Here is a 13,691-nt window from a genome sequence, read left to right as displayed (position 1 = left end):
GCCCGGCGCGGCACGTTGCGCCGCCGTGCCCGAAGATACGCCCCTGCGCGTGAAAATTCGCGCCCTGGCATGACCCTCCCCGAAGAAGACGACGAACACCTCCTGGCGCGCTTCCGCGCGCTCGCCGCCACGCTGGACCTGCCGCGGAACGGTCTGGACGAGGCCGCCTACACGGCGGCGGGCCGCGATCCGCTGGAACCGCTGGTGGGCTTTGGACCGCGCGACGCACCCGCGTGCTTCTTCGGCCGCGATCCCGGCATGGAGGAACTGCGCCTGCGCCAACCCTTCGTCGGCGAGGCGGGCCGGCTGCTGCGCCGCGGCCTGCTGGCGCACGCCGGCGATGCGCCCGCCGATGGCGGGCTGCCCGAGCTGCTGCGCGCGGGCGAGCGCTTCTTCTGGCTCAACATCGTGCCCTACAAGCCGCGCGGCAATGACGTCTGGAACGCGCGCGTGCGCCACGCCTTCCGCCCGCTGGTGCTGCACTGCCTGCTCGCGCGCTGGAACGGCGCGGCGGTGGTCACGCTCGGCGAGCACGCCTTCCGCTGGTTCGCCCACGGCCAGCCGCGCGAGGTCCGCGACGCCTTCGATGCGCGCTGGGCCCGCGTGCTGGAACCCGGGCCGGGCGTGCCCGTGCGCCTCGCCGCGGACGGGCGGGAGCGGCTGCTGCAGGTGCATCCGCTGCCGCATCCCTCGCCGCGCAACGTGAAGGGACGCGCCGCCTTCCCCGCGCTGCTGGAGGCCTGCCTGGAGCGCCTCAGTCGCTGACGTCCTCCAGCGCCGAGCCGCTCGGCCCGCGGTCGACGACGACGCTGAAGCTGCCGTCGGTCTCCAGAACCACCGCCGCCACCTGCTCCAGCGAACCGAGGCCCTGCTTGCGCACGGCCGCCAGCACTTCCTCGCGCGAGACGCGCTCCTGGCGCAGGTTGTCCTCCAGCAGGCGGCCGTCGCGCAGCAGCAGCGAGGGCTTGCCCGTGAGCAGGCGGCCGACGCGCCGCGAGCGGCTGGCGGCCATCGCCAGCAGGTACTGCAGGGCCAGCAGCAGCACGATGGCGAGAGCGCCGTCGGCCAGGCTCACCTCGCGCGTGAGCACCGCCGACGCGAGGGCGGAGCCCATGGACACCGTGACGACGAGCCCGTAGGCATTGGTCTTGGCCAGGCTGTGCTTGCCGCCCCAGCGCAGCACCGCCACCAGGAACAGGTACAGCGGCACGCCGATGGCGACGACGCGCCCGAGCGAGCCCCAGCTGCTGAAGAACACGGGCAGGCTGTCCATGGCCCATTGTCACCGCCGCGGCCTTATCCTCGGGGCGCGTCCATGCCCGCTGCCCGCCGCGCCCTCGTGATCGTCAATGCCCGCTCGGGCGGCGGCACCGACCCGGCCGCGGCCGAAACGCTGCGCGACCGCTTCGCCGCGGCCGGGCTGCCGGCCGAGGTGGTGCTGCTCCAGGAGGGCGTCGCCATCGCCGCGCTGGTGGAACGCGCCCGCGCCGGCGGCGTGGGCCTGGTGGTGGCCGGCGGTGGCGACGGCACGCAGGGCGCGGTGGCCGCGCAGCTCGCCGGGACGGGCCTCGTGCAGGGCGTGCTGCCGCTCGGCACGCTCAACCACTTCGCGCGCGACCTGGGCATCCCGCTGGCGCTGGACGACGCGATCCGCACCATCGCGCACGGCCGCGTGCTGAACGTGGACGTGGGAGAGGTCAACGGCCACGTGTTCATCAACAACTCCAGCCTGGGGCTGTACCCGGAGATCGTGCGCGAGCGCGAGCTGCAGCAGATGCGCCTGGGCAAGGGCAAGTGGCGCTCCTTCGCCAGCGCGACGCTGCACGCGCTCGAGCACCCTGCCGGCCTCGCCGTGCGGGTGGACGCGGAAGGCGAGGCGCAGCTGCACCGCACGCCCTTCGTCTTCGTCGGCAACAACCGCTACGGCATGGAAGGCTTCCGCATCGGCGCGCGCGCCTCGCTGCAAGGCGGCGAGCTCGCGCTGTACATCGGGCGCCGCCACGGGCGGCTGGGCCTGCTGGTGCTCGCCTGCCGCGCGCTGCTGCGGCGGCTGCGGCAGGACGTGGACTTCGCGCTGCTCACCGGGCCGGCGTTCGTGGTGAGCACGCGGCATGCGCGCATCCGCGTGGCCACCGACGGCGAGGTCGCGATGATGGACACGCCGCTGCGCTACCGCATCCGGCCGGGCGCGCTGCAGGTGCTGGTGCCCGCGCCGCCTACTGCGCCGTGATCTTGCGATCGCGCACGATCGCGCCCCACTTGGCGGATTCGCGCTGCATGAACTGCGTGAGCTCGGCGCGGGTGGTCGGGTGCGGCGTGAGGCCCAGCTTGGCCAGCTGCTCGCCCACGGCTGGATCCTTCAGCGCCTTCACGATCTCCTGGTTCCAGCGATCGAGGACGGGCGCGGGCGTGGCGGCGGGGGCGACGAATGCATACCAGTTCAGTGCCTCGAAGCCGGGGAAGCCCTGCTCCGCCACGGTCGGCACGCTGGGCAGGTAGGCCGGCCGGGTGAGGCCGGTGGTGGCCAGCGGCGTGAGCTTGCCGGCCGCGATGTGCGGCAGGGCCGTGGGCGGGGCGGCGAAGTAGCCGGTGAAGCGGCCGGCCAGCAGGTCCTGCATGGCGGGCGCGCCGCCGCGGTAGGGCACGTGCACCATCTCCACCTTGGCTTCCTGCGCGAACAGCTCGCCCGTCAGGTGCGAAGCGGAACCCGAACCGGTGGACGCGAAGGTGACGGAGCCCGGCTGCTTGCGCGCCGCCGCCACGAAATCGGCCAGCGTCCTGATGCCGGAGTTGGCGTTCACCACGAGCACGTTGGGGAAGTGCACGCCGCCCGAGACCGGCGCCAGGTCCTTGAAGGGGTCGTAGGGCAGCTTCATCATGTGCGGCGCGATCGTCAGCGGGCCGATCGAGCCGAGCAGCAGCATGGAGCCGTCCGTCGGGCCGTTGGCGACCAGCTGGTGGGCGATGTTGCCGCCGGCGCCGGCCTTGTTCTCGACCACCACCGTCTGGCCGACGTTGTCGCCGAGCTTCTTGGCGATCAGGCGGGCGGCCGCATCGGCGGCGCCGCCGGGAGCGAAACCGACCACCAGGGTCACGGTCTTCTTCGGCGGGAAGTCCTCCGCGTGCGCGACGGCCAGCAGGGCCAGCGCGGACGTCCCCAGCAGGGCGGCGCGCAGCCACAGGCGCTTGTTCATGCTTGTCTCCTTGGTTCGGGAGCCGCATTCTGGGGCCCGCGCCGGTGTTTGCATACCAACGGTTTCCCGAGCACACAGCTCGAAACACGCGAGCCGCCGGAGAATCCCGCGCCATGCCGACTGCCCAAGAAGAAGAACTGCGCGCGGCGCTGCGCACCCTGGAGCCCGGGATCCGCGACTGCGAGGCGCGAATGCGCGAAGCCGCGGCCACCTGCCCCCCCGGCGACCCGATGCTCGCCGCCCTGCGCCGACAGCTGGACATGCTGCAGCAGGAGGAACGGCGGCTGCGCGAGCAGCTGAAGAAGCTCAGCCCCTAGGGGAACCCCAGCCCGGCAGCACCCGCTCCAGGGCGGCGCGCATGCGCCGCACGTGCGAGCCGTCCCAGTACAGGCGGCCGCAGGCGGGGCACTGCCGCACCGGGCCCGGCACGTCCTGCACGTCGGCGGGCAGCAGCGGACGGGCCTCGGCGTCGTCCAGCACCCGCAGCACCGCATTGCAAAGCAGGCAGCGGGTGAAGAGCGCGGACGGGGGCGCCAGCTCCAGCGTGTCCACCAGGTCCTTCAGCTGCAGCAGCGGCTCGTCCTGCCGGACCTCGTGCGCGCGGGCCGGCCGCAGCTCCTTCAGCAGGTGGCGGTCGCGCGTGAGCAGGATGCGCCCTTCCTCGCCGGCCTGGCGCACCAGCACCGGGTCGGCCAGCGTCATGTCGTAGCTCGTGTCGTAGCCGAGGACGCGCAGCCAGCGCGCGAGCCGGCCCAGCATCGCGTCGGCGGCGAAGCGCGGCGGGTTCAAGCGAGCCGCGCGACCGCGGGCGGCCGCTGCGCGGGCCAGCCGGCGATGGCCTCCCAGGCGCGCGCCAGCGCCAGCACGCGCAGGTCGGCGCGCGGCGGCCCGGCGAGCTGCAGGCCCATGGGCAGGCCGGCCGCGCCGAAGCCCACCGGCACGCTGGCCACCGGCAGCCCGGCCAGGGTGAAGGGCGCGACGATCTCCATCCAGCGGTGGTAGGTGTCCATCGCGACGCCCGCGATCTCCTTCGGCCAGTGCTGCTCCGCAGGGAAGGGGAAGACCTGCGATGCGGGCGCGGCGACGTAGTCGTAGCGCTCGAACAGGCGGCGGAACGCGTGGTACACGGCGGTACGCTGCACCGAGGCCTGCCACACCTGCGCGCCGGTCAGCTCGAAGCTCTGCTCGACTTCCCACACGGCCTCGGGCTTCATCAGCGCGCGCAGCCGCGGCTGCGCGTAGGTGGCTGCCAGCTTGCCGGCCGTGAGCATCTGGCGCAGGCGCAGCCAGGCCGTCCAGGTGGCGTCGCGCGGCACGTCCAGCGTGCAAGGCTCCACCACGTAGCCGGCATCCTGCAGCCGCTGCAGCGCGGACTCGCACACCGCGCCGACGCCGGGCTCCAGCGGCAGGTCCGGCCAGATGGGGCCCAGCCAGCCGATGCGGCGTCCGGGGGCGCAGGCGATCGGGTCAGCATCGTCCGGATCCGGCAAGGTCTCCGCCAGCGACAGCGGCGCCCGCGCGTCCCAGCCCGCCATCGTGGAAAGCAGGCGCGCGACGTCCTCGCTCGTGCGGCCCATCGGTCCCTCGGTGCCCAGCTGCGCGAAGAAGGCGTCGTCGGCCGGCGCGCCCGGCACGCGGCCGAACGAGGGCCGGAAGCCGACGATGTTGTTGAAGGCCGCGGGATTGCGCAGCGAGCCCATGAAGTCGCTGCCGTCGGCCACGGGCAGCATGCCCAGGGCGATGGCGACGGCCGCGCCGCCGCTGCTGCCGCCGGCGGAGCGCGCCGGATCCCAGGCGTTGCGCGTGATGCCGAACACCTGGTTGTAGGTGTGCGAGCCCAGGCCGAACTCGGGCGTGTTGGTCTTGCCGATCACGATCGCGCCGGCCTGCTTCATGCGCTGCACGAACAGCGCGTCGGCCGCGGCGGGCTGCCCGGTGGCGGTGCGCGAGCCGCGCATGGTCGGCAGGCCCGCGGCGTCGCTCAGGTCCTTGATCGCGACCGGGAAGCCGTGCATCCAGCCGCAGCGCTCGCCGCGCGCGAGCTGCGCGTCGCGCGCGTCCGCCTCGGCCAGCAGCGCCTCGGGCGGCCGCAGGGACACGATCGCGTTGTGCAGCGGGTTGAGGGCGGCGATGCGCGCGAGGCTCGCCTCCATCAGCGCGCGGCAGGAAAGCTCGCGCGCGGCGATGCGCCGCGACAGCGTGCCCGCGTCGAGCGCCAGCAGGTCGGCAGGTGTCATGGCCGCAGTATGCCGCCGCGGCGGCCCGCGGTCAGGAGCCGAGCACCTGGTAGGCGTTGCCCGGGCCCAGCAGGTGGCGCACCTGCTCGGCCAGCGAGCCGAACACCTGGCCGGCGAGGCTGGGGCCTTCCTCGCCGAACAGGATGCGGTCGCAGCCGAACTCGCGCGCGGCCTGCGCGATGGCCTCCGCGCTGCGGCCCACCAGCACCGTGCTGGTATAGGGCACGCCCGCGGCGTCCAGCAGCGACTGCGCGTACTTCAGTTCCTCGTTGCCCTGCTCCAGCTGCAGCGCCTGCAGCTCGCGCGTGCCGAAGAACATCGCGACGTGCCCCGAGAGCCGGGGCTGCACCCGCACCAGGCGCACGCCCACGAACTCCTCGCGCCAGATCCGCACCGCCTGTTCGATGGCGGAGCGGGTGCGCGCGGGGCTGTGCGGGTCGACGGCGACCAGCAACTGCCGCATGGCGGGCCTCAGGCGGCGGGCTGGTCGGCCGCGGGACGCTCCTCCCCGGAGGCGGCGCGGCTCGCCAGGTACTTGCCCACGGCGACGACGATCACGGCGCCGGCCGCCGGCAGGATGTTGTGCATGTAGTGGTGCGCCTCGAAGAAGCCGTGCGTCGCCGGGTCGGTCAGCGCCATTTCACCGGCCACCCATCCCAGCAGGGCGGCGCCCGCGGTGATGATGATCGGGAAGCGGTTCATCAGCTTCAGGATGATCGTGCTGCCGAAGATGATCAGCGGGATGCTGATCACGAGGCCGATCACCAGCAGCGGCACGTTGCCCTTCGCGGCGGCGGCCACGCCGATCACGTTGTCCAGGCTCATCACCAGGTCGGCGACGATGATGGTCTTGATGGCGGCCATGAGGCCGGAGTTGCCCTCGATGTCCTCCTCGTCGTCCTCGCCCTTGAGCAGGCCGATGCCGATCCACAGCAGCAGGGCCGCGCCCACGAGCTTCAGGTAGGGCAGCGTCAGCAGGTAGACGGCGAAGAAGGTCAGGATGACCCGCAGCACGATCGCGCCGACGCTGCCGAAGATGATGGCGCGCTTCTGCTGCACGGGCGGCAGCGAGCGGCAGGCCAGCGCGATCACCACCGCGTTGTCGCCGGACAGCACGATGTTGATCAGGATGATCTGGGACAGGGCAACCCAGAATTCCGGGCTGGTCAGGAAGGCCATGGTGTCTCCTCGCGTATTGAAAAAGGCCCGGAACCGCGCACCGGTTCCGATCCTGCGAGGCTAAGCCGCCGGGCTGACAGGCTCTTGGCGGTCGGCTGTCGGCTGCTTGTCGGCGAGCTTTCAGCGCGCTTACAGCCGCGGACGTGCTCCCTCTCCCGCCTGCGGGAGAGGGCCGGGGTGAGGGTCCGCCGCCCGGAAGAACACGCTGAACGTGTTCCCCACCCCGTCCACGTCCTCCTCCAGCGTGATCCGCGCCCCGTGCAGCGTGGCGATCTCGCTGACGATGGCCAGGCCCAGGCCGCTGCCGTCCTCCTGCGTTCCCAGCAGGCGGTGGAAGCGCTCGAAGATGCGGGCGCGCTCCGCCACCGGGATCGCGGGGCCGTCGTCGCTGATCGCCAGCCGGCACTGGCCGTCCGGTGTGCGCGCGGTGCGCACCGTCACGCGTCCGTTGGCCTGGCTGTAGCGGATCGCGTTGTCGATCAGGTTGTTGATCAACTCGCGCAGGCGGTCGCGGTCGGCGGCGATCACCAGCGGCTGCTCGACGCCCTCGAAGCCCAGGTCGATGCTGCGCTTGATGGCGATCGGCACCCAGTCCATGCTCACCTCCAGCGCGAAGGCGTTCAGGTCCAGCGGCTGCAGCTGCACCGTGTCGAGCGCCCCCGGCTCGTTGCGCGCCAGCGAGAGCAGCTGGCGCACCAGCCGCGAGAGGCGATCGGCGCTGATGTACAGCTGCGCGAGCGAGTGGCGCACGCGCTCGGGATCGTTCTCGCGCAGCGCCAGCTCGATCTGCGCCTTCAGCCCGCTCACCGGCGTCTTCAGCTGGTGGGCCGCGTCGGCGACGAAGCGGTTCTGGAAGTCGAAGGTCTTGCCCAGGCGCGCCATCAGCTCGTTGACCTCGTCCACCAGCGGCCGCACCTCGCCCGGCACGTCATGCGTGGCGATCGGGCTCAGGTCCAGGTGCGAGCGGCCGGCGACGGCGCGGCGCAGGCGCTGCAGCGGCTCCAGCCCGCGCGAGACGCCGAACCAGACGACCGCCGTCGCCATCACGATCAGCAGCAGCTGCGGCAGCACCACGTTGGCCAGCATCTCGAAGACGAGCCGCTGGCGCTTGTTCAGCGTCTCCGCCACCTGCACCTGCACGACCGGCGCGCGGGGCCCTTCGTCGACGGCCATGCGCGCCGCCACCATGCGCACCGGCTCGCCCTGCACGCGGTCCTGGTAGAAGCGCGGCTCCTTGCCGCGCAGTCGCGGCGGCGGCAGCGCCGGGTCGCCGCCCAGCAGCGTGCCGTCCAGCGCCTGGACGCGGAAGAACAGGCGGTCCTGCGGGTCGGTGAGCAGGATGCTTTCGGCGCTGGTGCTCAGGTCCAGGCGCGGGCGGCCACCCTCGCCGGGGCGCACGTGCAGCACGATCTCGCGCGCGATCTCGTGCAGCGCGCGGTCGTAGGCCAGGTTGGCGAAGCGCAGCGACACCCAGTAGGCCGCGGCGGTGTCCAGCACCAGCAGCAGCAGCAGCGGCCCGAGCAGCCAGGCGAGCAGCTTGCGCTGCAGGCGCGGCTCAGTCCGCGGCATCGCCGCGTTCCATCAGGTAGCCCATGCCGCGCACGGTGCGGATCTCGCAGCCCAGCGGCTCGAGCTTCTTGCGCAGGCGGTACACGTAGACCTCGATCGCGTTGGCGCCGACCTCGTCGCCCCAGCCATAGAGGTGGTTGACCATCTGCTCCTTGCTGACCACGCGGCCCTCGCGCATCAGCAGCAGCTCCAGCACGGCCAGCTCGCGCGGCGACAGCTCCAGCGGCTTGCGGTCGTAGAACACGCGGCGGCCGACCGTGTCGAAGCGCAGCAGGCCGTGTTCGAGATAGGGCGTGGAATTGCTGCCCCGGCGCAGCAGCGCCCGCACGCGCGCTTCCAGCACCGGCAGGTCGAAGGGCTTGGAGAGGTAGTCGTCGGCGCCCAGGTCGAGGCCGCGCACCTGGTCCTCGGTGGTGTCGAAGGCCGTGAGCATGAGCACCGGGATGGTGGACTTGCGCGCGCGCAGCCGCTTGAGCACCTCCAGGCCCGAGAGCCCCGGCAGGCCGATGTCGAGGATGGCCAGGTCGTAGATCGCGAGCGCCAGCGCGCGGTCCGCCTCCTCGCCGGTGGAGACCATGTCCACGGCGTGGGCGGACTGCACCAGCGCGCGCGACAGCGCGTCGGCCAGCACCTTGTCGTCTTCGACCAGCAGGATGCGCATCGGGCGCCAATGCTACCCCGGCCGGGCACCATGGCCCCGCGGCACCGCCGGCGCGCCGCAGCGGTTAGACTGGCGGCCACCATGCCCGGATTCGCCCTCTTCATCGGAGACCACCTCGCACGCAGCGTGCGCGGCGTGCCGGGCGCGCCTCCTGCCTGACGAGAACCGCCTGCCGGCGCGCGCCGGCCGTGTTTTCCGTTTTCATCGCAGGAGTTCCTCATGGCTGATCTGTTCGACAACCCCATGGGCCTGTGCGGATTCGAGTTCGTCGAATTCGCCTCGCCCGTTCCCGGCCTGCTCGAGCCGCTGTTCGAGAAGATGGGCTTCTCGCTCGTGGCGAAGCACCGTTCCAAGGACGTGCTGCTGTACCGCCAGGGCGACATCAACTTCATCGTCAACCGCGAACCGAAGAGCCTCGCCGGCTACTTCGCCGCGGAGCACGGGCCTTCGGCCTGCGCGCTCGCCTTTCGCGTGAAGGACTCGCACAAGGCCTACAACCGCGCGCTGGAACTGGGCGCGCAGCCGATCGAGATCCCGACCGGCCCGATGGAGCTGCGCCTGCCCGCCATCAAGGGCATCGGCGGCGCGCCGCTGTACCTGATCGACCGCTTCGAGGACGGCAAGTCCATCTACGACATCGACTTCGAATGGCTGCCCGGCGTGGAGCGGCACCCGAAGGGCGTGGGCCTCAAGGTGGTGGACCACCTCACGCACAACGTCTACCGCGGGCGCATGGCGCACTGGGCCGCGTTCTACGAGCGGCTGTTCAACTTCCGCGAGATCCGCTACTTCGACATCCAGGGCGAATACACCGGCCTCACCTCGAAGGCGATGACCGCGCCCGACGGCCTGATCCGCATCCCGCTGAACGAGGAGGCGGGCAAGACCTCCGGGCAGATCGAGGAATTCCTGATGAAGTTCAGCGGCGAGGGCATCCAGCACGTCGCCCTCCTCACGGACAACCTGCTCGAGACGGTGGACCAGCTGCAGATGGCGGGCGTGCCGCTGATGACGGCGCCCAACGACATCTACTACGAGATGCTCGAAGAGCGCCTGCCCGGCCACGGCCAGCCGGTGGCGGAGCTGCAGGCGCGCGGCATCCTGCTCGATGGCGACACGAGCAACGGGCAGAAGCGGCTGCTGCTGCAGATCTTCAGCGAGACGCTGCTGGGCCCCGTGTTCTTCGAGTTCATCCAGCGCGCCGGCGACGAGGGCTTCGGCAACGGCAACTTCAAGGCGCTGTTCGAATCGCTGGAGCGCGACCAGATCCGCCGCGGCGTGCTGCAGGTGGCCGCGAAGGCCGAGGCCTAGGAGCCTGGGCGGCTCCCGGCCGCGCCAGCCGCAGGACACGCCTTGGCGTCCTGCGGCCTTTCCGACTAGGGACTTCCTCGGAGAACGCGCACGCGCCCCGCTTCGCCGGTCCTACACGGCCGGCGCGGGGTCGCCCCCACCATGGGGACCCAGCAGCGCAGATTTCAGGTCCACCTCCGGTCACTGCAGATGCGCTCTTCCTCGTCCATTCTGGAGTCCGTGATGAAAGCCGTCCTGTCCTGCGCCGCCATCCTCGCCGCCTTCGCCGCAGCCCCCGCCTTTTCCCAGGTGCTGATCGCCCGCCAGGGCGACGACTCGGTGCGCCTGTCCGAGGAGGCCTGCAAGAGCGAGCTGGTGCTCAGCCGCCTCGAGCCCGGCATGGCCGGGGAATTCCACGCCGCGTCCGCCGTGTTCCAGGGCCAGCGCTTCCAGGCCTGCTGGCGCATGATGGGCAACGCCGCCTACCTCGTGTACGAGGACGGCGACCAGGGCATCATCCCCGCCGACGAACTGAAGCCCGAACTGACGGCCTGAGCACCCGCTGGCCGGCCGTTCGCGCCATGCACTATCCTTGCGCCCCATGCGCAAGGATGACGTGAGGCGCGCCGCCGCCGGGGGCGCGGCCGCTTGAACACCGGCAGCGTCCTGCTGTCGGTGGCGGCCATCAGCGCCGGCGCCTCCATCGGCGCCGTGCTGCGCTGGCTGCTGGCGGCGCGCCTGAACCCGCTGTGGACGGCGCTGCCGCTGGGCACGCTGGCGGCCAACCTGGTCGGCGGCTACTGCATCGGGCTGGCCCTGGGCTGGCTGGGCCAGCATCCCGAACTGCCGGCCAACCTGCGCCTCTTCATCGTGACCGGCCTGCTGGGTGGCCTCACGACCTTCTCCACCTTTTCCGCCGAGGTCGTCACGGCCCTGCAATCGGGCCGCACGGCCTGGGCGTTGGCCATAGCCGTCACCCACCTCGTCGGCTCGTTGGCGCTCACTGCGCTCGGGCTCGCGACCGCCCGGCACCTTGCCGGCGCATAGGGAAACGTCTTACCGCTGAGCTGAGCATTCACTTAGCTCCGCAGCTCAGCCGCGGGGGACACTGTTTGCATGCTCACATTGACGCTTCGCGGGTTGTTTGGAGCCAGGCGCAAGGAGACTGGCCGTTCCGCATTCCTTCCCACCCGTCCGGCCGCGGGTGACCGGCGCCCCCTGGACGCCGACCTCATCTACCGGATGAAGGCCTGGCCGCAGCTGCCCGAGTCCGGCCGCACGGCCGAGATCTACCGCATGCTCTCGATCATGAGCAGCCAGCCCGTCAACCGGCAATGGCTGCTGGATCGCTTCCGCATGGCCCCGCAGCAGCTCGATGCGCTGCTGAGCCAGCTGGTGGCCGAAGGCGCGGTCGAAGTGATCGACCCGGCGCGCTTCGCCGGGCGCGAGCCGGCCCGCGCCTGAGCTTCAGGCCGGCGGCTGCGGCGCCGGTGCGATCGGGCTCTTGCGCGCGGCCTGGCGGTCCACCAGCCGCTGCAGGTTCGCGAGCGAGGCCAGGTGCAGCGAGACCAGGTGCAGCTCGCCGCTGCGGAACATCGCGAGCGCCGTCGCATCGGGCAGGTCCAGCAGCTTCTTCTCGTCCACCACCAGCAGGCCCTTCACCGTGAAGCTGCGCCCGTCCACCAGGTCGGCGCGCGCCTTCATCTCCGCCAGCAGGCCGGCTTCGTCGAGCCGCCGGCAGAAGGCCTGGGTGCGCGCGGCCTCCTGCTGGCAGCGGGTGAGGAACTCCACCGCGTTGCGCAGGAAGGGCGTGTCCTGTCCCTGCGCGTCGAACAGCGGTTCGCCCTCGTGCTCGGCGAGCCCCGGATAGGCCTCGTCGATGCAGACGCCCAGCGCCTGCCCGGGCAGCTGCGCCAGCACGAAGGGATAGCGGCGCACGAAGGCGGGAACGTAGCGCGCGTCCCAGACGCCCTGGTCGTCCACGAACAGGTTCTCGCGCTGGCGCAGGCCCAGCACCACCACGGGTGCGACCTCGCCGCCGGCGCCGCGCGTGAAGACGATCGCGTATTCCTTGCAGGCCTCGTTGAACTCCGCGCCCGCGAGGTGCAGCGCGTTCGCCTCCCGCGCGAACGCGAAGCTGCTGCCGGGCCGCACGCGCAGCCCGCGGTGGCGCGCGCGGTCCAGCAGCACGGGCTTGTCGTAGCAGACCAGGTCGGACACGGCGCTTTCCCTCAATCGCCGGCGGCGGCGTCGGCGGGCTCCGGCACGGCCTGGGCCAGCACCTTGTCGATGCGGCGGCCGTCCAGGTCCACCACCTCGAACACCCACTCGCCGCAGTCGATGCGCTCGCCGGCCGCCGGCAGGCGGCCCGACACGGCCATCAGCAGGCCGGCCAGCGTGTTGTAGCGGCCCTTGTCCTCCTCGGGCAGCTCGCGGATGTCCAGCCGCGCCTTGAGTTCCGAGACGGGCATGAGCCCGTCCAGCAGCCAGGAGCCGTCCTCGCGCTGCGTCGCCCAGGCCTCGGTCTGTTCGGCCGGCTGCAGCTCGCCGGTGATCGCCTCCAGCAGGTCGTGCGGCGTGATGAGCCCCTGCACGACCCCGTACTCGTCGACCACGAACACCAGCCGCGCCGCCTCGATGCGGAACTGCTCCAGCAGCTCCATGCCGGTCAGCGTCTCGGGCACGAACAGCGCCGGCACCGCGTGCGGCTCCACCGGCCCCTCGTGCTCCGGGCCCAGCGAGATCAGGCGCGACACGCTCACGAGGCCCACGACGTCGTCGAGCGAGCCGCGGCACACCGGGTACCAGGAATGCGCGTCGCCCTCGCCGGCGCGCCTGAGCGCGTCGCGCACGCTCGTGGACGCGTCCAGCCACTGCACGTCCGAGCGCGGCACCATCATCGAGGTGAGCGGCCGGTCGTCCAGGTGGAACACGTTGCGCACCATCTGGTGCTCGTGCTGCTCGATCACGCCCGCCTCCACGCCCTCCTCCAGGCTGTGGGCGATCTCCTCCTCGGTCATCGCGCGGGCGCGCGTGTCGATGGCCAGGACCTTGAGGATCGCCTGCGTGGAGGCGGACAGCACGCGCACGAAGGGGCCGGCCGCGCGCGACAGCCAGCGCATCGGCCGCGCCACCGAGCGCGCGATCTGCTCCGGGTAGATCTGCCCGATGCGCTTGGGCACCAGCTCGCCGAAGATGATGGTGACGTAGGTGATGATGGCCACCACGATCGCCGTGGCCGTGATGGCGGCGGCCCGCGGCGGGATCCTGAGGGTTTCCAGCCAGGCCGCGAGGTCGGCGCTGAACGCGGCCTCGCCGATGATGCCGTTGATGATGCCGATGGAGGTGATGCCCACCTGCACGGTGGACAGGAACTGCGTCGGCTGGTCCAGCAGCCGCAGCGCCGCCTGGGCGCCGCCGTCGCCGTCTTCCGCCAGGGCCGCGAGCCGCGCCCGCCGCGTGGAGGCCAGGGCCATCTCGGACATGGCGAACAGGCCGTTGAGCAGCGTCAGCAGCGCGATCAGCAGGAAATCCATGAATCAGGACAGAATCGCAAGCATT

The 13,691-nt window shown here is 71.8% G+C and carries 17 protein-coding genes; 7 read left to right on the top strand and 10 right to left on the bottom strand.

Annotated elements, in window-relative coordinates:
- Nucleotides 1–69 precede the first annotated feature (69 nt).
- On the top strand, nt 70–765 hold the full coding sequence (locus tag ACY0MJ_RS10720) for a uracil-DNA glycosylase family protein (RefSeq protein WP_462638416.1): 696 nt from the start codon (nt 70–72) through the stop codon (nt 763–765).
- Here the strand turns inward: ACY0MJ_RS10720 and ACY0MJ_RS10715 are convergent.
- Nucleotides 755–1,273 (bottom strand): DUF421 domain-containing protein, encoded by a 519-nt coding sequence (locus ACY0MJ_RS10715; protein WP_462638414.1) that lies wholly within the window; start codon nt 1,271–1,273, stop codon nt 755–757. The two genes, ACY0MJ_RS10720 and ACY0MJ_RS10715, sit on opposite strands and share 11 nt — an antisense overlap.
- A gap of 42 nt (nt 1,274–1,315) precedes the next feature.
- Here ACY0MJ_RS10715 and ACY0MJ_RS10710 point away from each other — a divergent pair, with 42 nt between their 5' ends.
- The gene (locus ACY0MJ_RS10710; RefSeq protein WP_462638412.1) at nt 1,316–2,230 is read left to right on the top strand and encodes a diacylglycerol/lipid kinase family protein; all 915 of its coding nucleotides are present in this window, start codon (nt 1,316–1,318) and stop codon (nt 2,228–2,230) included.
- Here ACY0MJ_RS10710 and ACY0MJ_RS10705 read toward each other — a convergent pair.
- Nucleotides 2,217–3,194, bottom strand: coding sequence for a Bug family tripartite tricarboxylate transporter substrate binding protein (locus ACY0MJ_RS10705; RefSeq protein WP_462638411.1), 978 nt, complete (start codon nt 3,192–3,194; stop codon nt 2,217–2,219). The two genes, ACY0MJ_RS10710 and ACY0MJ_RS10705, sit on opposite strands and share 14 nt — an antisense overlap.
- Nucleotides 3,195–3,307: 113 nt before the next feature.
- On the opposite strand from ACY0MJ_RS10705, the gene ACY0MJ_RS10700 reads away from it, so the two are divergent.
- Nucleotides 3,308–3,511 (top strand): hypothetical protein, encoded by a 204-nt coding sequence (locus ACY0MJ_RS10700; RefSeq protein ID WP_462638410.1) that lies wholly within the window; start codon nt 3,308–3,310, stop codon nt 3,509–3,511.
- Here the strand turns inward: ACY0MJ_RS10700 and ACY0MJ_RS10695 are convergent.
- From ACY0MJ_RS10695 to ACY0MJ_RS10670, 6 genes are all read right to left on the bottom strand, one after another.
- Entirely contained in the window at nt 3,501–3,983 is a 483-nt protein-coding gene (locus ACY0MJ_RS10695) for a Mut7-C RNAse domain-containing protein (RefSeq protein WP_462638408.1), read from the bottom strand. The genes ACY0MJ_RS10700 and ACY0MJ_RS10695 overlap by 11 nt on opposite strands.
- Complete coding sequence (locus ACY0MJ_RS10690) at nt 3,980–5,431, bottom strand: amidase (RefSeq protein WP_462638407.1); 1,452 nt, start codon at nt 5,429–5,431, stop codon at nt 3,980–3,982. The genes ACY0MJ_RS10695 and ACY0MJ_RS10690 overlap by 4 nt, the downstream gene beginning before the upstream one ends.
- A 31-nt stretch (nt 5,432–5,462) precedes the next feature.
- Nucleotides 5,463–5,894, bottom strand: coding sequence for a universal stress protein (locus ACY0MJ_RS10685; RefSeq protein ID WP_462638405.1), 432 nt, complete (start codon nt 5,892–5,894; stop codon nt 5,463–5,465).
- 8 nt (nt 5,895–5,902) lie between these two features.
- Nucleotides 5,903–6,610 carry a TerC family protein gene (locus ACY0MJ_RS10680; protein WP_462638404.1) on the bottom strand — a complete coding sequence of 236 codons (708 nt, stop codon included), beginning with the start codon at nt 6,608–6,610 and terminating at the stop codon, nt 5,903–5,905.
- Between the two features lie 129 nt (nt 6,611–6,739).
- Entirely contained in the window at nt 6,740–8,179 is a 1,440-nt protein-coding gene (locus ACY0MJ_RS10675) for a sensor histidine kinase (protein WP_462638403.1), read from the bottom strand.
- A complete protein-coding gene (locus ACY0MJ_RS10670) occupies nt 8,166–8,840 on the bottom strand; it encodes a response regulator transcription factor (protein WP_462638401.1) in 675 nt (224 codons plus the stop codon). The genes ACY0MJ_RS10675 and ACY0MJ_RS10670 overlap by 14 nt, the downstream gene beginning before the upstream one ends.
- A gap of 219 nt (nt 8,841–9,059) precedes the next feature.
- Here ACY0MJ_RS10670 and hppD point away from each other — a divergent pair, with 219 nt between their 5' ends.
- From hppD to ACY0MJ_RS10650, 4 genes are all read left to right on the top strand, one after another.
- A complete protein-coding gene (hppD, locus tag ACY0MJ_RS10665) occupies nt 9,060–10,151 on the top strand; it encodes a 4-hydroxyphenylpyruvate dioxygenase (RefSeq protein ID WP_462638400.1) in 1,092 nt (363 codons plus the stop codon).
- Nucleotides 10,152–10,373: 222 nt separating this feature from the next.
- Nucleotides 10,374–10,685, top strand: a complete 312-nt coding sequence (locus tag ACY0MJ_RS10660; protein ID WP_462638399.1) for a hypothetical protein — start codon at nt 10,374–10,376, stop codon at nt 10,683–10,685.
- Nucleotides 10,686–10,778: 93 nt separating this feature from the next.
- On the top strand, nt 10,779–11,177 hold the full coding sequence (gene crcB / locus ACY0MJ_RS10655) for a fluoride efflux transporter CrcB (RefSeq protein ID WP_462638398.1): 399 nt from the start codon (nt 10,779–10,781) through the stop codon (nt 11,175–11,177).
- Between the two features lie 195 nt (nt 11,178–11,372).
- Entirely contained in the window at nt 11,373–11,594 is a 222-nt protein-coding gene (locus tag ACY0MJ_RS10650; RefSeq protein WP_462638397.1) for a hypothetical protein, read from the top strand.
- 3 nt (nt 11,595–11,597) lie between these two features.
- Here ACY0MJ_RS10650 and ACY0MJ_RS10645 read toward each other — a convergent pair whose 3' ends face one another.
- A complete protein-coding gene (locus ACY0MJ_RS10645) occupies nt 11,598–12,350 on the bottom strand; it encodes a SapC family protein (protein WP_462638396.1) in 753 nt (250 codons plus the stop codon).
- Between the two features lie 11 nt (nt 12,351–12,361).
- Entirely contained in the window at nt 12,362–13,666 is a 1,305-nt protein-coding gene (locus tag ACY0MJ_RS10640) for a hemolysin family protein (RefSeq protein WP_462638395.1), read from the bottom strand.
- Nucleotides 13,667–13,691 lie beyond the last annotated feature (25 nt).

It is taken from the genome of Ramlibacter sp. bp-362, from assembly GCF_054956735.1.
Note: the sequence above shows the minus strand (reverse complement) of the source record. Positions and strands in the feature narration are given on the sequence as shown.